The sequence below is a fragment of the Micromonospora sp. NPDC003241 genome, from assembly GCF_053589795.1.
The window spans coordinates 84,169-102,984 of the sequence record NZ_JBSFSO010000004.1 but is presented as its reverse complement, the minus strand read 5'-3'; the positions used below and the strand labels follow the sequence as shown (position 1 = coordinate 102,984).

The window sequence follows — 18,816 nt, the reverse complement described above, 5'->3', positions numbered from 1 at the left end:
CTCTCCTTCGGGCGCTGTGCTGGGGGAACTGCGTTCAGGTGGGGTGGGGACGGGCTCAGCCGCCCGGATTCTCCATCCGACCGGCGACCACGCTCTCACCGAGCGCCGCCGTCTCCGCGTCGGTCAGCCGGTACGTCCCCTCCGCCGTCGCGGTCATCACCACCGGGAAGATCCGCCGGGTCAGGTCGGGGCCACCGGTCGCGGTGTCGTCGTCGGCCGCGTCGTAGAGCGCCTCCACCGCCAGCCGGACCGCGTCGTCGACGGGGAGTCCGGGCCGGAACCGCTTCTTCAACGCGGACCGGGCGAACAGCGAGCCCGAGCCGATCGCGTCGTAGCCGGTCTCCTCGTAGGGGCCGCCGGTCACGTCGAAGCTGAAGATCCGCCCGGCCCGCGCCGGGTCCTTCGCCGCCAGGTCGAACCCGGCGAACAGCGGGATCACCGCCAGCCCCTGCATCGCCGCCCCGAGGTTGCCCCGGATCATCGCGGCGAGCCGGTTGGCCTTGCCGTCGAGCGAGAGCATGGCGCCCTCGATCTTCTCGTAGTGCTCCAGCTCCACCTGGAACAGCCGCATCAGCTCGATGCCGATCCCGGCGGTCCCGGCGATCCCCACCAGCGAGTACGCGTCGGCGGGGTGGACCTTCTCGATGTCGCGCTGCGCGATCAGGTTGCCCATGGTGGCCCGCCGGTCGCCGGCCATCACCACACCGCCGTCGGCGACGATGGCGACGATCGTGGTGGCGTGCGGGGCCAGGTCGGCGGCCATGCCCGGCGGCAGCGGCCGACGGCCGGGCAGCAACTCGGGGGCCACCTTGCTCAGGAACGTGGTGAAGGAGGACGTCCCCGCGTTGGTGAACACATCTGGTAGACGCCCGGATGGATCAAAACCCGCTGCCACGTGGTTCCTCTCAGGTACGTGATGGCCCTGGCCAGCCTCGTAGGACTGTCCCGGAACTGGCCAAGACCACCGGTGCAGTTGAAGCAGATTATCCCGCGCACCCACCCGGTGCGATGATCGTGGTCCACAAGTTCCGGATCGGGTTCACCACAGACCGCGCAGCGGTTGCCGCAGGGCCGGAGAACCGGACACTAGATCCTATTCTCCGCCCTTCTGGACGTACCCCCTCACGAACTCCTCGGCGTTCTCCTCCAGGACGGAGTCGATCTCGTCGAGCAGATCGTCCACGTCCTCGGTGATCTCGGCGTGCCGCTCGGCGACCTCCGGGTTCGCCTCGACGGTGACGTCCTCGATCTCCTCACCCTGACGGGACTTGCCCGTCTGCGACTGACCGCCGCTGTCACGAGTGGCCACTGTTGCCTCCTCCACGATCGCCTGCGATGAACTTACCTCGCGGGAACGACGAAACGCCCGTCGCGCGCCGGTACCGGACCGGCGCGCGAGCACCGAACGAGAGCACGGCCGGTACGGCTCAGCCGCCGGTCAGCGTCTCCAGCAGGTCCTTGGCGCTGGCGCACTTGTCGAACAGCGCGCCCACGTGCTGCCGGGTGCCCCGCTCCGGCTCCATCATCGGCACCCGGACCAGCGACTCCCGTCCGACGTCGAAGATCACCGAGTCCCAACTGGCGGCGACCACCTCGGAGGGGTACTGCGCCAGGCAGCGGCCCCGGAAGTAGGCGCGGGTGTCCTCCGGCGGCTCGGTCATCGCGGCCTGCGTCTCGGCCTCGGGCAGCAGCGTCTTCATCGCCCCCCGGGAGACCAGGCGGTGGTAGAGCCCCTTCTCCGGGCGGACGTCGGAGTACTGCAGGTCGACCAGTTGGAGCTTGTGCGAGCCCCACCCGAGCTTCTCCCGCTCCCGGTAGCCTTCCAACAGCCGCAGCTTGGCCACCCAGTCCAGCTCGTCGGCGCAGAGCATGACGTCGCGGCCGAGCCGGTCCAGCACGTTCTCCCACCGGTCCAGCACGTCGGTGGTCTGCTCGTCGACGTCGCTGCCGTACCGGTCCTCCACGAAGGCCCGCACCCGCTCCAGGTACGCCCACTGGACGTCCAACGCGGTCAACCGGCGGCCGTCGCGCAGCCGCATCCGGTGGGTCAGCGACGGGTCGTGACTGACCGCGCGGAGTTCACCGACCGGGTCGGCGATGCCGAGGTCGGGGCCGAGCGCCTTCTCCTCGATCATGGTGAGGATCAGCGCGGCGGTGCCCACCTTGAGATAGGTGGAGATCTCCGACAGGTTGGCGTCGCCGATGATGACGTGCAGGCGGCGGTACTTGTCGGCGTCGGCGTGCGGCTCGTCCCGGGTGTTGATGATCGGCCGCTTGAGCGTCGTCTCCAACCCGACCTCGACCTCGAAGAAGTCGGCCCGCTGCGAGATCTGGAAGCCGCTCTGGCCGCCGTCCTGCCCGATGCCGACGCGACCGGCGCCGCAGACGATCTGCCGGGTCACGAAGAACGGGGTCAGGTACGCCACGATGTCGGCGAAGGCGGTCTGCCGGCGCATCAGGTAGTTCTCGTGCGCGCCGTAGCTGGCGCCCTTGTTGTCGGTGTTGTTCTTGTAGAGGTGGATCGGCGCGCTGCCCGGGATGGTGGCCGCCCGGCGCGCCGCCTCGGCCATCACCCGCTCCCCCGCCTTGTCCCAGCGCACCAGGTCCCGAGGGTTGGTCACCTCCGGAGTGGAGTACTCGGGGTGCGCGTGGTCGACGTAGAGCCGGGCCCCGTTGGTGAGGATCACGTTGGCCAGCCCGAGGTCGTCGTCGGCGAGCGCCTCGGCCGGGTCGTACGCGGCCCCGGAGTAGGTGAAGCCGCGGGCGTCCCGCAGCGGTGACTCCTCCTCGTAGTCCCACCGGGCCCGACCGCCCCGGTTGAGTTCCGGGCGGGCGCCGTAGGCGTTCACCACCTGGGAGGAGGTGACCATCGGGTTGGCACCGGCCTGACCGGGCACGGAAATGCCGTACTCGACCTCGGTGCCCATGATCCGTCTTACGCTCATCGACCTACCCGCTTCGCTTGCCCGACCGGTCCCCCGTCACGTCGAGCGTAGTCGCCGCTCGCGCACGCGGGGGCGTGCCGGTGGGGTCGGAACGCCGCGGGTCGCGCCGCTGCGCCCCCGGACCGCTCGACGATCATGGGCTCGATGGTGGCCCGCTCGCGTGTCTCGGGCAGCGAACGCAGCGGTCCTCCGGCCCGGGAGCGCGCGCCGGAGTCGGTGGCCACCAGACGGATCCGGCCGGGGCGTCGCGTGCAGCATCTGCCAGGTCCGACCCGGTTCGACGAAGGGAAGGTACGCGACGGGGCCCGTGACATCACGTCACGGGCCCCGGTGGCGCGACCGGTCAGAGGTACTGACCGGTGTTGCTCGCGGTCTCGATGGAGCGACCGGCTTCGGCGCCCTTGCCGCCGGAGACGAGCGTGCGGATGTAGACGATCCGCTCGCCCTTCTTACCGGAGATGCGGGCCCAGTCGTCGGGGTTGGTGGTGTTGGGCAGGTCCTCGTTCTCGCGGAACTCGTCGACGCACGCGTCGAGCAGGTGCTGCAGGCGGAGTCCCTTGCGACCGGAGGTGAGGAACTCCTTGATGGCCATCTTCTTGCCACGGTCCACGATGTTCTGGATCATCGCGCCCGAGTTGAAGTCCTTGAAGTACAGGACCTCCTTGTCGCCGTTGGCGTAGGTGACCTCGAGGAAGCGGTTCTCCTCGGTCTCCGAGTACATCCGCAGCACCACCGCGTCGATCATCGCCGCGACGGTGGCCTGGGCGTCCTGACCGTGTTCGGCCAGGTCGTCCGCCGAGAGCGGCAGGCCGGAGAGGATGTACTTGGAGAAGATGTCCTTGGCCGCCTCGGCGTCCGGACGCTCGATCTTGATCTTCACGTCGAGCCGACCCGGCCGCAGGATCGCCGGGTCGATCATGTCCTCCCGGTTGGAGGCACCGATGACGATGACGTTCTCCAGGCCCTCGACACCGTCGATCTCGCTGAGGAGCTGCGGGACGATGGTGTTCTCCACGTCGGAGGAGACACCGGAGCCCCGGGTCCGGAAGATCGAGTCCATCTCGTCGAAGAAGACGATCACCGGAGTGCCCTCGCCGGCCTTCTCCCGCGCCCGCTGGAAGATCAGCCGGATGTGCCGCTCGGTCTCGCCGACGTACTTGTTGAGCAGCTCGGGACCCTTGATGTTGAGGAAGAAGCTGGTGTGCTTCTCCTCACCCCGCCGCTCGGCGATCTTCTTCGCCAACGAGTTGGCGACCGCCTTGGCGATGAGCGTCTTACCGCAGCCGGGCGGACCGTAGAGCAGGATGCCCTTCGGCGGCCGGAGCTGGTGCTCCCGGAACAGGTCGGCGTGCAGGAACGGGAGTTCCACCGCGTCCCTGATCTGCTCGATCTGGGACTGCAGGCCGCCGATGTCGGCGTAGTCGACGTCCGGCACCTCCTCCAGGACCAGTTCCTCGACCTCGCTCTTGGGAATCCGCTCGTACGCGTACGCCGAGCGGGGTTCGATCATGAGCGAGTCGCCGGCCCGGATCGCACTGCCGATCAGAGTCTCGGCCAGGTGCACGATCCGCTCCTCGTCGGAGTGCGAGACCACCAGCGCCCGGTCACCCGGGACACCGTCGGGGCCCGCCAGCACCTCCTTGAGCATGACCACCTCGCCGACCCGCTCGAACCCGAACGCGTCGACGATGTTGAGTGCGTCGTTGAGCAGGACCTCCTGGCCGCGTCGCAGCTCACCCACGTCCAGCGAGGGTGAGACGGCCACGCGCAGTTTGCGCCCGCCGGTGAAGACGTCGACCGTGCCGTCCTCGTGCCGGGCCAGGAAGACGCCGTAGCCACTGGGGGGCTGGGCGAGACGGTCGATCTCCTCTTTGAGCGTCACGATCTGCGCGCGGGCCTCTTTCAAGGTGCCCACGAGCCGTTCGTTGTTCTCGGTCAGCCGCGCCAACTGCGCCTGGGTGGCCGCCAGCCGCTCTTCGAGCTGCCGGACGTGTCGGGGGCTTTCGGTCAACTTGCGCCGCACGAGAGCGAGTTCCTCTTGCAGGAACGCGACCTGCGTGGAGAGATCGTGGGCCTCCTTCTCCCACCGTGCGGCGCGCGAGTCCGCGTCGTCGCTGCGTGCCACGTCCCACCTCCCCGGGGGGCTCGAACGTTCTGCCCTAACACTAGCCGCTATGAGCCCGATTCGGTCCTCCGCAACGCGCCCGTCACCGAAGCTTGATCGCCAAGGGTGGGTAGCTGGGCGGGTACGGGCATTCGGGTACCGTCGTGGGGTGGGACGGGAGAACATGGGGGGTGCACCGGTGGTCGAGGTCGCGACCGACCAACTGCAGGTCTGGGTGGATCAGGACCTGTGCACGGGTGACGGGTTGTGCGTGCAGTACGCGCCGGACGTCTTCGAGTTCGACGTCGACGGCCTGGCCTATGTCAAGGGCCCCGACGGCGAGCTCCAACAGGCCCCGGGCGCCCGGGTGGACGTGCCGGAGCACCTGCGCCTCGAGGTGATCGACTCGGCGAAGGAGTGCCCGGGCGAGTGCATCCACGTCGTACGCGGCAGCGACGGCGTCGAGGTGGCCGGCCCGGACGCCGAGGACTGACCGGCCCGGCACGGCGACGGCCGGTCGACCGGCCGCTACAGCAGTGGCCGGCCGACCACCGAGGCGACCAGCCGGGCGAACTCCTCCAGCCGGGCGATCTGCCCGGCACCGCCGTCGTCGAGCGTCTTGCCGAACCGCAGCGCGTCGTGCCGGGGCCCACCGGCGGCCTCCTCGCTGGGCGGTGACTCGTCCAGCGAGGTCAGCAGCAGGTAGACGTCGATGCTGTCGACGCGGATCTCACCGTTGTCGTGGCGGAACAGCCGACGTCGGCAACCCACCTCGGTGACCGAGGAGACCGGCACCACCCGCAGGGACGAGGTCATCGAACCGGGCGGGCCCTCCCCCGGTGGCACGTCCTCGCCGTGCCAGAGCACCAGCCGGCTGCCGTCGCAGACGACGACCTCCTGCCACACCCCGTTGACCTCGTTGACGAAGCGTTCCAGCGTGAAGCCGAGCACCGAGGCGCCGCGCAGCACGCCGCCGAGCGCCTCCAGGGCCACGTCGGGGTCCCGCAGGTAGGCGCGGGCCGCCGATTCGAGGTCGGTGTAGGGGGACCAGTCCGGAAAGACCGCCGGCAGGTCGCCACCGCCGAAACCGGGACGGCTCATGCCGTCACCCCACCCCGCCGGCCCGGACCGGCGGCACCGGCCCACGTCGACCCGCGTCGAGGATCAGCCCGTTCACTCCGCGCCGCCCCAATCCGCCGTCACGGCCTGTCCGTCTCCTGCGTCGTGTCGGGTTCGGCACCGTCGGTCGGTGCCTGTCGGGCCGCCTCCTCCGCCGCGCGCAGCGCCTGGCGCCGTTGCGCGTACGCCTCGCTGCCCTTGCTGGGCTTGCGTCGGCGGGGCGGGGCGGTGACTCCGGGGGCGAGCTTACGCGCGGAGACTAGGAAGGCGGTGTGGGCGATCATCCGGTGGTCGGGCCGGACCGCCAGCCCCTCGGCGTGCCAGTCCCGCACCAGCGACTCCCAGGCCCGCGGCTCGGTCCAGCCGCCCCGCTCGCGCAGCGCCTCGACCAGCTCGGACAACTGCGGGGTGGTGGCCACGTAGCCGATGAACACGCCGCCGGGCAGCAGCGCCCGCTCGACCATGTCGAGGTTCTCCCACGGGGTCAGCATGTCCAGGATGATCCGGTCGAAGCCGGTCTCCGGACACCCGGCCACCTCGCCCACGTGCAGGTGCCAGGCGGGGTGCGGCCCGTTGAAGAACGCCTCGACGTTACGCCGGGCGATCTGGGCGAAGTCGTCCCGCACCTCGTACGAGTGCAACTCGCCGGAGGCGCCCACGGCCCGCAGCAGCGAGCAGCTCAGCGCGCCGGAGCCGGCGCCCGCCTCCAGGACCTTCGCGCCCGGGAAGATGTCGCCCATGGCGACGATCTGCGCCGAGTCCTTGGGATAGATCACCTGGGCGCCGCGCGGCATCGACAGCACGTAGTCCGACAGCAGCGGCCGCAGCGCCAGGAAGGCGGTGCCCCCGCCGGAGGTGCTGACCACGCTGCCGTCGGGCAGGCCGATCAGCGCGTCGTGCGCGAGGATGCCCCGGTGGGTGTGGAACTCCTTGCCCGGCTCCAGGGTGACGGTGTGCATCCGGCCCTTCGGGTCGGTCAACTGCACCCGGTCACCGGGGCGGAACGGCCCACGGTGCACGGCGGGCGGCTCCGCCCTCTCGGCGGGCAGTTCGGTGCCCGGGGTGGCCGGGCCGGCGGAGTGGGTCACGGTCACGTGTTCATCTTCCGGTGAGGTTCGAGCAGTCGCGCCAGATCCGCGATGTGCAGAATGCCGACGACATCTTCGCCTGCCGTCACGAGGTACTGCGCGGCCGGGTGGGCCTGCACCCCCTCCAGCACCCGTTCCCCGTCGGTCTCGACCGGCAGGGTGGGCAGGTCGGCGAGGGAACGCGCCACCGCGTCGACGGCGATCCAGGGGCGGCGGGCCTCCGGCACGGCCGCCTCGGCGGCCGGGTCCACCACCGCCACCGGCCGGCCCGCCGAGTCGGTGACCAGCAGCGCCGCACTCGACCCTCGCGGGCGTTCGTCGGGACCGACGGCGGTCGACGCTGCGATGTCCGGCGAGGTCACCCCGGTCGCGTGCGGCTGCACCGTCGCGGACCGCTGCGCCGCCGCCTCGGCGGCGCGACGCTGTGCCTCGGCGAGCGGGGTGCCGGTGGGTACGCCGAAGGTCGGTCGGGCCAGCCGGGCCAGGTCGACCAGGGGCAGCCGTCGGCCGATCCGGGACATCCGGATCGACTGCCCGGCGCCGTGCCAGAGGGTGAGCGCGACCAGTGCCGTCAGCGGCAGGGCGAGCAGGCTCAGCACGTCCACCGCGTATAGCACCGCCACCAGCAGGGCGGTGCCGACGGCGAGGATCCGCCCGGCCCAGCCGGCGATCTCGGTGGCGGCGTGCCGGTTGCGGGTGACCGCCCAGATCACCGCCCGCAGTGCCCGCCCGCCGTCCAGCGGCAGGCCGGGCAGGATGTTGAAGACCGCGACGATGATGTTGCTCGCCGCCAGTTGGAACGCCAGTTGGTCGGCCACGGTGCGGTCGGGCAGGGCCAGCGTGGCGGCGACCGCGATCGCACCGAGCACCGCGGAGACCGCCGGACCGGCCAGGGACACGTACAGGTCGACCCGGGGGGACGGGGCGTCGCGGTCCATCTCGGTGTACCCGCCGAGCAGTTCCAGGGTGATCCCGCGCACCCCGATGCCGAAGCGTCGGGCGGTGAGGGCGTGCCCGAGTTCGTGCAGGAGCACCGAGCCGAGCAGCGACACGACGAACCCGGCGCCGACCAGGTAACCGCCGAGTGGGGAGAGTTGCAGGCGCTGGCCGGCCAGCTCCCCGTAGAGCACGATGATCAGCACGGCGAGCAGCAGGATCGAGGCGTTCAGGTACAGCGGCACCCCGAAGACCCGGCCCACCCGCATGCCGGTACGCCGGCCGGCGCGCGGTCGACTCCCTTGTTCCACCGGCCCGATGCTACGCGGCGGGAGATCACCTCCCGGTGCGGTGCCGGTGGTCCTGTCACACTCGTGCCCTAACCTTCCGGGCATGACGGCGGATCCGGTGATCACTCGACAGGCCCCGACTCCGACGCAACTGCCGGCGGCGGTGCGCGCCTCACTCTCGCCGTCGCGGGCGGCCGACTTCAAGACCTGCCCGCTGCTCTACCGCTTCCGCAGCATCGACCGCCTGCCCGAGCGGACCACCGTGGAGCAGGCCCGGGGCACGCTGGTGCACGCGGTGCTGGAGCGCCTGTTCGACCTGCCGTCCGCCGGGCGTACCCCGGAGGCGGCCGGTGACCTGGTGGCGCCGCAGTGGGACCGGTTGGTCACCGAGCAGCCGGAGTTGTCCGGGATCTTCGAGGGTGACGAACCGGCCGCCGTGACGCAGTTCCTGACCTCGGCGGCGGCGCTGCTGGAGGGCTACTTCACGGTGGAGGACCCGCGCCGCCTGGAGCCGGCCGAGCGGGAGAGTCTGATCTCGGCGGTGGTCGACGACGAGCTGTTGATCCGGGGCTACCTGGACCGGCTCGACGTGGCGCCGGACGGCGCGCTGCGGGTGGTCGACTACAAGACCGGCGGCGCACCGCGGGAGGCGTTCGAGGCCCGCGCCCTGTTCCAGCTCAAGTTCTATGCGCTGGTGCTCTGGCGGACCCGGGGCGTGGTGCCCAAGGTGCTGCGGCTGCTCTATCTCAAGGACGCCGAGGTGTGCGACTACGCGCCCGACGCCGAGGAGCTGGTGCGCTTCGAGCGCACCGTGGTGGCGTTGTGGCGGGCGATCGAGCAGGCCACCGCCAACCAGGACTTCCGTCCCCGGCCGAGCCGGCTCTGCGACTGGTGCAGCCACCAGGCCCTGTGCCCCACCTTCGGCGGCACCCCGCCGCCCTTTCCCGAGCAGGTGGCGGCGGCGGACCCGCTGCGCGACGCCCGGTCCCGTCCGGCAACTCCGGGCGCCGACGAGTAGGGACCTCTCCTCCCCAGGGAGGAGACCAGGTCACCGCAGGAGACGATCTTTCGCCCGAACGGGCGGATAGCGTCGGAGCGTGGGTACGGATCCGAGGGACTGGTTGCGGCGGCACCCGCTGGCCGCCGACGGGCTGCTGGTGGTCGGGCTGGCGGTCGCGGAGGTCGTGCTCACCCTGCTGACGCCCCGGGACTTCTGGCCCCGGCCGCTCTTCGCCGCGCTGGGCTGGAGCCTGGTCTGCGCTGCGCCGGTGCTGGTGCGCCGGACGGCACCGTGGCCGGCGGTGCTGGCCTCGCTGGCGACCCTGGCCCTGCCACTCACGCTGGAGATCTCCCCGGCGACGCAGAGCTTCACCTTCGTGGTGCTCACCTACACGATGGCCGCGTACCGGCCGGTGCGCCCGGCGGTGGTCGCGGCGGTGGTGCTCTGGCTGCCGGTGGCGCTGGTGGCCACGCTGACGCCCTTCGAGGCCATGCCGCAGGTCAACTCCGCCTACCTGGTGGCGAACAACCTCCTGATCGGCATCGTGTCGTTCTCGGTGGGCCGCACGGTGCACGCCCGGCGGGCCAGCACCCAGGCGCTGCGGGAGCGGGCCCGGATCGCCGAGGCCACCCAGCGCGCCCTGGCCGAGCAGGCGGTCGCCGACGAGCGGCGGCGCATCGCCCGGGAGCTGCACGACGTGGTGGCCCACCACGTGAGCGTGATGGGCGTGCTGGCCACCGGGGTACGGCGGGTGCTGCGGCGTGACCCGGACGCCGCCGAGGAGGCGATCGGCACCATCGAGGAGACCAGCCGGGCCACCCTGCGGGAGCTGCGCCGGCTCCTCGACGTGCTGCGTACCGAGGCGGAGCCGGCGGCCGAGTTGGCCCCGCAGCCGGGGATCGCCGGCATCGAGGCGCTGGCCGAGCAGGTCCGCGAGGCGGGTCTGCCGGTGACGCTGACGGTGCGGGGCGCGCCCGCCGCGTTGGCGGAGGGCGAGGCGCTGACCGTGTACCGGATCGTGCAGGAGGCGCTGACGAACGCGCTCAAGCACGCCGGAACGGCCACCGCGCAGGTCCGGGTGAGCTTCGCCGACGACGCGGTGGAGGTCGAGGTCACCGACACCGGTCGGGGCCCGACGCCGGACACCGACCGGGTCGGGCACGGACTGGTCGGGATGCGGGAGCGGGTCGCCCTCTACGGTGGTGTCCTGCGCACCGGCGCGCGGCCCGGCGGTGGTTACCGGGTGCACGCGAGGATCCCGGTGGAGACCCTGCTGGACGCGGGGACGTCCAGGTGACGGCGAACGTGGAGGACGAGATGACCGAAGCGACGCCGTCGCGCCGACCGATCCGGATCCTGCTCGCCGACGACCAGCCGCTGCTGCGTACCGGCTTCCGGATGGTGCTCGGCGCGGAGACCGACCTGGACATCGTGGCCGAGGCCGGCGACGGTGCGGAGGCGGTGGACCTGTCCCGGCGGCTGCTTCCCGACGTGGTGCTGATGGACATCCGGATGCCCCGGATGGACGGGGTCACCGCGACCCGGGCCATCGTCGACGCGCGGCTGCCGGTCCGGGTGCTGATCCTGACCACCTTCGACCTCGACGAGTACGTGGTGGGCTCGCTGCGGGCCGGCGCGAGCGGCTTCCTGGCCAAGGACGTACCAGCCGAGGACCTGGTCACCGCGATCCGTACGGTGGCCGCCGGCGACGCGGTGGTGGCCCCGCGCATCCTGCGGCGGCTGCTGGACCGCTTCGCCGAGGCCCTGCCCGACCCGGCGGCGACGCCCCCGAAGGGCCTCAGCACGCTGACCGAGCGGGAGCGGGAGGTGCTGGTGCAGGTCGCCCGGGGGCTGTCCAACGCCGAGATCGCCCGGGCGCTGTCGGTGAGCGAGACCACCGTCAAGACCCACGTCGGGCACGTGTTGACCAAGCTCGGGCTGCGCGACCGGGTGCAGGCGGTGGTGCTGGCCTACGAGTCGGGTCTGGTCCGGCCCGGCGCGTAACGCCCGCGTTGCATTGGTCACCTACAGTGACCGCCGGTGGCGGAAAAGGGTTGACCCTCACCCGGCGGCACCGTTCACGATGATCTCGCCTGGCCGCGAGGGGGTGGCCGAGCGGCGCGGCGTCGGGGGCAACCCTGACGGCGCTTAGGGGGTACCCGCACCCGGAAATCCGCCTCGTCTCCGCCCGGAGTCGGACGGATCCGCGTCGGGCAGCACAGAAGATGGACTCGTGCCGGACCAGCGGGGGCGGCGCGATTCGAGACCGACGGAGAGGTACGAGACGTGACCGCTACGACAGGCCAGTCGGCACCGGCCGCAGCCCGGGCGAGCGATGTGTGGAAGGTGTACGGCAGCGGCGAGGCCCAGGTCGTCGCGCTACGGGGGGTCAGCGCCGAGTTCGAGCGTGGCCGGTTCACGGCCATCATGGGCCCGTCCGGGTCCGGCAAGTCGACGCTGATGCACTGCCTGGCGGGGCTGGACACGGTCACCCGGGGGACGGTGCACGTCGGCGACACGACGGTCACCGGTCTCGGTGACGCGGGCCTGACGAAGCTGCGCCGGGACAAGATCGGCTTCATCTTCCAGCAGTTCAACCTGCTGCCGACGCTGACCGCCAAGGAGAACATCCTGCTGCCGCTGTCGATCGCCGGCCGCAAGCCCGATCCGGCCTGGTACGACGTGGTGATCGACACGGTCGGCCTGCGGGACCGGCTGGACCACCGGCCGGCGCAGCTCTCCGGCGGTCAGCAGCAGCGGGTGGCGTGCGCCCGAGCGCTGGTGGCCCGTCCCGAGGTGATCTTCGCGGACGAGCCGACCGGCAACCTCGACTCGCGGGCCGGCGCGGAGGTGCTCAACTTCCTGCGCAACTCGGTGCGTGAGCACGGCCAGACCATCGTCATGGTGACCCACGACCCGACCGCCGCCGCGTACGCCGACCGGGTGGTGTTCCTCGCCGACGGTCAGATCGTCTCCGAGCTGATCGAGCCGACGGCCGACACGGTGCTGGACACGATGAAGAAGCTGGACACGCCCGCCGAGGTGGCCGGCTGATGTTCCGGGCGACTCTGAAGAGCCTGCTGGCGCGGAAGGTCCGACTGGTCCTGTCCGGCCTGGCCGTGGTGCTCGGCGTCATGTTCGTCTCCGGCGCCTTCGTGCTCACCGACACGCTCGGGCGCACCTTCGACCAACTCTTCGCCGAGGCGTACGAGGAGGTCGACGTCAGCGTGTCGGCGAAGCCGAAGCTCGCGGTCAACGAGATGGAGGGCGAGCAGGTCCAGGCACCCTTCCCGGCCGACACGGTGGAGACCGTCCGGGCGGTGCCGGGCGTGGCCGACGCCACCGGTGTGGTGGTCTCCGACGGCGCGCGGATGATCGGCAGCAACGGCAAGGTCGTCGCCTCGTTCGGGCCGCCGCAGCTCGGTGGCAACTGGCTCGGCGAGAGCGACCTGGTGCGGTTGCGCGAGGGGCGCGGGCCACAGGCCGACGACGAGATCGTGATCAACCAGTCGTTGGCGAACGCGGGCAAGGTCGCCGTCGGTGACCGGGTGGGCGTGCTCACGCTGAGCCCACGGCAGGACTTCACCATCGTCGGCGTCTTCGGCTACAGCGGTGACCGGGACTCCCTCGGTGGCGTCAACGAGGTCATGTTCACCACCCCGACGGCCCAACGGCTGATGCTCGGCGAGCCGGACGTGTTCAACAGCATCACGGTCACCTCCGCGTCGGGCGTCACCGACGACGCGTTGCGCGACAGCGTGGCCACGGCGCTCGGCGACGACTACGTGGTCAAGACCGGCGAGCAGCTCTCCGCCGACGCCGCCGCCGGGCTGAAGGAGGGGCTGACCTTCTTCAACCGGATCCTGCTCGGCTTCGCCGCGGTGGCGCTGCTGGTCGGCACGTTCCTCATCCTGAACACGTTCTCGATCATCGTGGCGCAGCGGACCCGCGAGTTGGCGTTGCTGCGGGCGGTGGGCGCCAGCGGGAAGCAGATCATCGGCTCGGTGGTGCTGGAGGCGATCGCCGTCGGCCTGATCGCCTCGGTGCTCGGCCTGGCGGCCGGCTTCGGCGTCGGCGCGCTGCTGGCGTACCTGTTCAGCTCCGTCGCCGGTGGGCTGGAACTGACCGGGTTGAGCATGCCCGCCTCGGCGGTGATCGGCGCGTTCTCGGTCGGTCTGGTGATCACCGTGCTGGCGGCGCTGCTGCCGGCGCTGCGGGCCGCCCGGATCCCCCCGATCGCGGCGATGCAGGACGTGGCGACCCCGGACCGCCCGCTCACCAAGATCACTATCGCCGGGGCGTTGGTGACCGGGATCGGTGCCGTCCTGCTCTTCCTCGGGCTGGGCGGTCACGCGGGCGGCAACACCCTGGCCACCATCCTCGGTGGCGTGCTGTTCGCATTCATCGGGGTGGCCCTGCTGACGCCGCTGATCAGCAAGCCGGTGGTGGCGGCGCTCGGCTGGGTCTTCTCCGGTTGGGTGCCGGGCAAGCTGGGCCGGCTCAACTCCGGCCGCAACCCGCGCCGCACCGCGATCACCGCCGCCGCGCTGATGGTCGGTATCGCGCTGGTCACCGGCATCACGGTGATCCTGGACTCGGCCAAGAGCAGCATCAGCGGCCTGGCCCGGGACAGCATCAAGGCCGAACTGGTGATCGCCGGGGCGCAGAGCGGACCCCGTCCGCCCACCTTCGACCCGGCCGTGTTGGAGGAGGCGAAGGCGATCCCCGGCGTACGCGTCGCCGACGGTCTCTACGGCGACCTGGCCATGGTCGACGACGAGCGCACCTTCGTCGGTGCGGTGACCGAGCCGGCCGCCCTGCGCCAGGTCTACAGCCTCAACGCCGCCGCCGGTGACATCGACCGGATCGGTGCGGGGCAGATGCTGGTCAGCGAGGAGACCGCGAAGGAGCGGGGGCTGTCGGTCGGTTCGACGACGTCCGTGCAGTTGGCCCGGGGCGAGCCGAGCACGTACACGGTGACCGGCATCTTCGAGGACACTCCCCTGTTCACCGGTGTGGAGATGGTGCTGCCGACGGAGATCGCCCGCAACTTCACCGTGCCGCAGCCGAGCCAGGGATTCATCCAGCTCGAACCGGGCACGTCGGTCGCGGACGTCCAGCCACGTATCGAGACGCTGCTGGCGGACAGCCCCGAGGTGTCGGTGGTCGACCTGAACGCCTTCGTGGAGCAGCAGGCCGGTCAGCTCGACACGTTGCTCACGATGATCCAGATCCTGCTGGCGCTGGCCATCGTGATCGCCGTACTCGGCATCATCAACACCCTTGCCCTGTCGGTGCTGGAGCGGACCCGCGAGCTGGGCCTGCTGCGCGCCATCGGCCTGCGACGGTCGCAGACCATGGGCATGATCACCGTGGAGGCGGTGGTGATCTCGGTCTTCGGCGCGCTGCTCGGCGTGGTGGTCGGCACCGGCCTCGGTGCCGCGGTGGTCGAGGCGCTGCGCAGCGAGGGCATCAACAAGCTGGTGCTGCCCTGGGGCCAGATGGGACTCTTCCTCGGCCTGGCCGCGATCATCGGGGTGATCGCCGCCGTCCTGCCGGCGATCCGGGCCGCCCGGATCAACGTCCTGGGCGCGATCGCCCACGACTGAACGGCACGTCACGGGCCCCGACACCACGGCGACGTGGTGTCGGGGCCCGGTCGTCTCCGTGGCGCGGGCGTCCGGCCCGGTCGTTCCCGTGGCGCGGGTGTCAGGCCCGCGATCGCACCAGCAGCGCGGCGAGCAGGTCCAGGTCCGCGGTGAGCAGACTCTCCAACTGGTGTACGCCGTCGCGAGGGCTCAGCGGCACCTCGGCCGGCACGGCCAGGACCGCCGCCCCGGCGGCGACCGCGCTGGCCACCCCGGTAGCCGAGTCCTCGATCGCCACACATTCCTCGATCGGTACGCCGAGCAACCGTGCCGCCGTCAGGTACGGCTCCGGATGCGGCTTGGTGGAGTCCACCTCGTCACCGCAGACCACCACGTCGAAGCTGTCCCGGCCCAGGGTGTCCAGGGCGATCTCGACCAGGGCCCGGCCACTGGAGGTGACCAGCGCGGTCGGGATCCGGGCCTCCCGGACGGCGCCGAGCAGCGCCAGCGCGCCGGGACGCCACTGCAGGCCGGTGCGGAACAGCTCCAGGATGCGGGCGTTGATCCACTCGGCGCTCACCTGTGGATCCCGGTGCGGCTGCCTCAGGTCGTCGTGCAGGATACGCATCGAGTCGGCCATCCCGGTGCCGACGATCGCGCGACGGGCCTCGGCGGAGAGGGTGCCGCCGTAGCTCTCCGCTAGCTCCTGCAGGGCGACGTCCCACAACCGCTCGCTGTCGACCAGCGTGCCGTCCATGTCGAAGAGCACTGCGGCCGGTCGGGCGCTGCTCACCGGATCCTCCTCGGGTCGGGTACCCGGTCGATCCTTCCAGCCCGCCGGAGCCGCCTGTCGCGCGACGCCCGGCACGGTGACGTTCGTCAACCGAGATCGCAGGCGGCCAGGGAGCGCTCGTAACCCCGGAAGAACATCTCGGAGCGCTGTTCCGGGGTGCCGTGCGAGCCCTCGGCGAACCACGGCTGGCCGGGGTCGTCGCCGACGGCCAGCAGGCCCTCGTTGAACTCGTCCAGGTCACCCTCGTCGAGGGTCAGCGTGCCGGCGCGGACCGAATCCCCGAGGTAGGCCCCGGCCATGCAGTCGGCCTGCAACTCCTGCTGGATGGTGAACTCGTAGCGGATGCCGAGCCGGGTCTGGACGCCGTGCGCGTACTCGTGCCCGAGCAGATAGAACACGAACGCGTCGCCGATCTGCCGGAACGCCCGGAACGACCAGTTGACGTCGTAGGCGATGTAGTCGCTGACGGTGCAGTAGACCGCGTTGTTGCGGGGCACCTCCTGCCCGCCGCAGGAGATCTCACCGTCCCGCTCGTACGGAATGATGCGGCGGATCGGCTGGAACGACCGGCCGGAGGCCCGGAAGTACTCGGCCCAGTACCGTTCGGCGAGGCGCGTGGCGTCGGCCATGTCCTGCTCGAACTCCTCGACCGTGTCGGTGCCGTCGGCCCGGGTCACCTCGGTGCTCGGCGACGCCGGTGCCGGTGGCTCGGCGGGCTCGTTCGGCGCGCCCACCGGCTCCACCATGCACGCGGTGGCCGCCACCAGCGCCACCGCCAGACCGGCGAGCCTGCCCCGGCTTCGCTGCCCCGCACCTACCCGCACCCTGTGCCTCCCGCCTCGACGCCGGACCAGTACCCCGACGGTAGGACCGTCACGCCCGTCACCGTCTGGTACGCCGTACCGACCGGTCCGGTTCACCGGCGCACCGTCCACCTGATCCTTTCCGCCGTGCGCGACGTGACCTCAGGGCTGGCGGCGCGGCTGCCGCAGGGCTGGGCCGCAGGGCTGGGCCGCAGGGCTGGGCCGCAGGGCTGGGCCGCAGGGCTGGGCCGCAGGGCCTTTCGGTCTGGCCTCCGGGCCTCGCGTCTCGTCCGCAGGGTCGGCGGCCTGGCCTCAGGGGCTGGCGGCGAGGAAGACGAAGGCGGCCAGGAGCACCAGGTGCACCCCGCCCTGAAGCAGGGTGGCCCGACCCGGCACCACGGTCAGGACGCCGGTGACCACGGTCAGCGCGAGCAGGGTCACCTGGGTACCGCCCAGGCCGAGCAGCAGCGGCCCCTCCAGCCAGATCGAGGCGATCGCGATCGCCGGGATGGTCAGCCCGATGCTGGCCATCGCCGAGCCGAGCGCGAGGTTCAGGCTGATCTGCACCCGGTCCCGGCGGGCCGCGCGGGCGGCGGCGAGCGTCTCCGGCAGCAGCACCAGCAACGCGATGATGACGCCGACGAACGCCGGCGGCAGGTTCACCGCGGCCACACCCGCCTCGATCGCCGGGGAGACCGACTTGGCGTCGCCGACCACGGCCACCAGGGCGACCAGCAGAAGCCCGAGGCTCGCCATGGCCTGCCGGGTCGACGGTGGGTCGGCGTGCGCCTCCTCCGGCAGCACCTCCCCCTCACTGCCGACGGGCAGGAAGTAGTCCCGATGGCGACCGGTCTGCACCATCACGAACAGCGCGTAGAGCGCGAGCGACACGACCGCCGCGAAGGTGAGCTGGGCGGGGCTGAACTGCGGCCCGGGACGACCGATGGTGAACGTCGGCACCACCAGGCACAGGGTGGCGAGGGTGGCCACGGTGGCCAGCGCACCACCGGTCCCCTCCGGGTTGAACACGGCCAGCCGGCGGCGCAACGCGCCGATGAGCAGCGACAGGCCGAGGATGCCGTTGCACGTGATCATCACGGCGGCGAAGACGGTGTCCCGGGCGAGCGACTCGGTCTTCTCCCCGCCGCTGATCATCAGCGTGACGATCAGCGCCACCTCGATGACGGTGACGGCCACCGCCAGCACCAACGACCCGTACGGCTCGCCGACCTTGTGCGCGACCACCTCGGCGTGGTGCACGGCCGCCAGCACCGCGCCGGCCAGGAAGAGCGCCACCACGATGACCATCACGCCGGTGAGCTTGCGGTCCCAGGTCAGCCCCAGCACCAGGAGCGCGGCGATGGGCACCGAGACGGTCCAGGTGGTCATGGCGCGGCGCAACGCGGGCATGATCTGGATCCTGCCAGCAACAATGATCATGAGCGGCGAACCGGCGAAGACTCCCCCGACCGCGCCCGGCCCTGATGTTAGGAAGGGACCCTTCCTATACCGGAGGCGTTAGTAGGGGGCCCTTCCTTACACGCGGCCCTCACTCGACCCGCGCATCGACGGGGCCGAGCCGCAGCACGCCGTCGGTCAGCGGCGTGCAGCGCACGCCGCCCTTCCCGCGCAGCCCGCGCCACGCGCCGGGACCGATCGTCACGTCCATCCAGGCGCACGGGTGCGCCGGCCGGTTGACCCGGAGCCGGACCGGTCCCTGCCCCGAGTCCAGCACCAGCACCGACCCGACCAGGCCGTCCACGTCGACACCACGGATCAGGACGTTGCGCCGGACCTGCGTCAGCCCCGCGCCGGGCGGCAACGACTCGACCGCGATGACGGTCACGCTCGCCCCACGGTGTGCCGGCTTGCCGAAGTAACGGTCGCCCACGATGCCCAGCTCCGCGCGTACCCGGATCTCGTCGACCGACTCGCCGTCGGGCGCGGGCGCCGGCCCGTCCGAGGGTCGCCCCACGTAACGGTGCGTGGGCGAGGCCAGCAGCTCGACGATCTCCGGCATGGCACGACTGTACGGGCGGGCGACGCCCACCCCGCGCCGACCGTTGGATCTGGCTGGGGCACACCGTTTCGGATCCCCGAGGCCGGGGACGTGAACGATTCGGCCGCTCGTACTTTGGGCCGATCCGGCG

The 18,816-nt window shown here is 71.5% G+C and carries 18 protein-coding genes; 6 read left to right on the top strand and 12 right to left on the bottom strand.

Features of this window, described 5'->3' with window-relative positions; genetic code table 11:
* Positions 1–55: 55 nt before the first annotated feature.
* The 5 genes from prcB to arc all read right to left on the bottom strand — a co-directional run bounded on the left by prcB (position 56) and on the right by arc (position 5,070).
* Positions 56–895, bottom strand: a complete 840-nt coding sequence (gene prcB / locus ACWDVW_RS05220; protein WP_449945053.1) for a proteasome subunit beta — start codon at positions 893–895, stop codon at positions 56–58.
* Positions 814–1,023 (bottom strand): endonuclease domain-containing protein, encoded by a 210-nt coding sequence (locus ACWDVW_RS05215; protein WP_350694810.1) that lies wholly within the window; start codon positions 1,021–1,023, stop codon positions 814–816. Before ACWDVW_RS05215 ends, prcB begins: the two co-directional genes overlap by 82 nt.
* Positions 1,024–1,093: 70 nt before the next feature.
* Positions 1,094–1,309 carry a ubiquitin-like protein Pup gene (locus ACWDVW_RS05210; RefSeq protein ID WP_111218203.1) on the bottom strand — a complete coding sequence of 72 codons (216 nt, stop codon included), beginning with the start codon at positions 1,307–1,309 and terminating at the stop codon, positions 1,094–1,096.
* 118 nt (positions 1,310–1,427) lie between these two features.
* On the bottom strand, positions 1,428–2,945 hold the full coding sequence (gene dop / locus ACWDVW_RS05205) for a depupylase/deamidase Dop (protein WP_449945050.1): 1,518 nt from the start codon (positions 2,943–2,945) through the stop codon (positions 1,428–1,430).
* Positions 2,946–3,288: 343 nt separating this feature from the next.
* Positions 3,289–5,070, bottom strand: coding sequence for a proteasome ATPase (arc, locus tag ACWDVW_RS05200; RefSeq protein WP_396751662.1), 1,782 nt, complete (start codon positions 5,068–5,070; stop codon positions 3,289–3,291).
* A 178-nt stretch (positions 5,071–5,248) separates the two neighbouring features.
* Here arc and ACWDVW_RS05195 point away from each other — a divergent pair, with 178 nt between their 5' ends.
* Entirely contained in the window at positions 5,249–5,542 is a 294-nt protein-coding gene (locus ACWDVW_RS05195; protein WP_350694950.1) for a ferredoxin, read from the top strand.
* A gap of 35 nt (positions 5,543–5,577) precedes the next feature.
* On the opposite strand, the gene ACWDVW_RS05190 is transcribed toward ACWDVW_RS05195, so the two are convergent.
* The 3 genes from ACWDVW_RS05190 to ACWDVW_RS05180 form a co-directional block, all read right to left on the bottom strand.
* Entirely contained in the window at positions 5,578–6,150 is a 573-nt protein-coding gene (locus tag ACWDVW_RS05190; protein ID WP_117227855.1) for a hypothetical protein, read from the bottom strand.
* Between the two features lie 98 nt (positions 6,151–6,248).
* Positions 6,249–7,217 (bottom strand): tRNA (adenine-N1)-methyltransferase, encoded by a 969-nt coding sequence (locus ACWDVW_RS05185; protein ID WP_449945366.1) that lies wholly within the window; start codon positions 7,215–7,217, stop codon positions 6,249–6,251.
* Positions 7,218–7,258: 41 nt separating this feature from the next.
* Complete coding sequence (locus ACWDVW_RS05180) at positions 7,259–8,461, bottom strand: site-2 protease family protein (protein ID WP_449945364.1); 1,203 nt, start codon at positions 8,459–8,461, stop codon at positions 7,259–7,261.
* A 124-nt stretch (positions 8,462–8,585) separates the two neighbouring features.
* Between ACWDVW_RS05180 and ACWDVW_RS05175 the strand changes: the two genes are divergently transcribed.
* The 5 genes from ACWDVW_RS05175 to ACWDVW_RS05155 all read left to right on the top strand — a co-directional run bounded on the left by ACWDVW_RS05175 (position 8,586) and on the right by ACWDVW_RS05155 (position 15,091).
* Positions 8,586–9,500, top strand: coding sequence for a RecB family exonuclease (locus ACWDVW_RS05175; protein ID WP_449945045.1), 915 nt, complete (start codon positions 8,586–8,588; stop codon positions 9,498–9,500).
* 79 nt (positions 9,501–9,579) lie between these two features.
* The gene (locus ACWDVW_RS05170; protein WP_449945043.1) at positions 9,580–10,779 is read left to right on the top strand and encodes a sensor histidine kinase; all 1,200 of its coding nucleotides are present in this window, start codon (positions 9,580–9,582) and stop codon (positions 10,777–10,779) included.
* 20 nt (positions 10,780–10,799) lie between these two features.
* Positions 10,800–11,486, top strand: a complete 687-nt coding sequence (locus ACWDVW_RS05165) for a response regulator (RefSeq protein ID WP_449945362.1) — start codon at positions 10,800–10,802, stop codon at positions 11,484–11,486.
* Positions 11,487–11,768: 282 nt separating this feature from the next.
* The gene (locus tag ACWDVW_RS05160) at positions 11,769–12,536 is read left to right on the top strand and encodes an ABC transporter ATP-binding protein (protein WP_449945041.1); all 768 of its coding nucleotides are present in this window, start codon (positions 11,769–11,771) and stop codon (positions 12,534–12,536) included.
* A complete protein-coding gene (locus ACWDVW_RS05155) occupies positions 12,536–15,091 on the top strand; it encodes an ABC transporter permease (RefSeq protein WP_449945038.1) in 2,556 nt (851 codons plus the stop codon). The genes ACWDVW_RS05160 and ACWDVW_RS05155 overlap by 1 nt, the downstream gene beginning before the upstream one ends.
* 100 nt (positions 15,092–15,191) lie before the next feature.
* On the opposite strand, the gene ACWDVW_RS05150 is transcribed toward ACWDVW_RS05155, so the two are convergent.
* The 4 genes from ACWDVW_RS05150 to ACWDVW_RS05135 all read right to left on the bottom strand — a co-directional run bounded on the left by ACWDVW_RS05150 (position 15,192) and on the right by ACWDVW_RS05135 (position 18,686).
* The gene (locus ACWDVW_RS05150) at positions 15,192–15,839 is read right to left on the bottom strand and encodes an HAD family hydrolase (RefSeq protein ID WP_449945360.1); all 648 of its coding nucleotides are present in this window, start codon (positions 15,837–15,839) and stop codon (positions 15,192–15,194) included.
* A gap of 110 nt (positions 15,840–15,949) precedes the next feature.
* Positions 15,950–16,687: a neutral zinc metallopeptidase gene (locus ACWDVW_RS05145; RefSeq protein WP_449945036.1), complete on the bottom strand. Its 738-nt coding sequence runs from the start codon at positions 16,685–16,687 to the stop codon at positions 15,950–15,952.
* Between the two features lie 291 nt (positions 16,688–16,978).
* Positions 16,979–18,076 carry a calcium:proton antiporter gene (locus ACWDVW_RS05140; protein WP_449945033.1) on the bottom strand — a complete coding sequence of 366 codons (1,098 nt, stop codon included), beginning with the start codon at positions 18,074–18,076 and terminating at the stop codon, positions 16,979–16,981.
* A 139-nt stretch (positions 18,077–18,215) separates the two neighbouring features.
* The gene (locus ACWDVW_RS05135; protein WP_449945030.1) at positions 18,216–18,686 is read right to left on the bottom strand and encodes a molybdenum cofactor biosysynthesis protein; all 471 of its coding nucleotides are present in this window, start codon (positions 18,684–18,686) and stop codon (positions 18,216–18,218) included.
* Between the last annotated feature and the right edge of the window lie 130 nt (positions 18,687–18,816).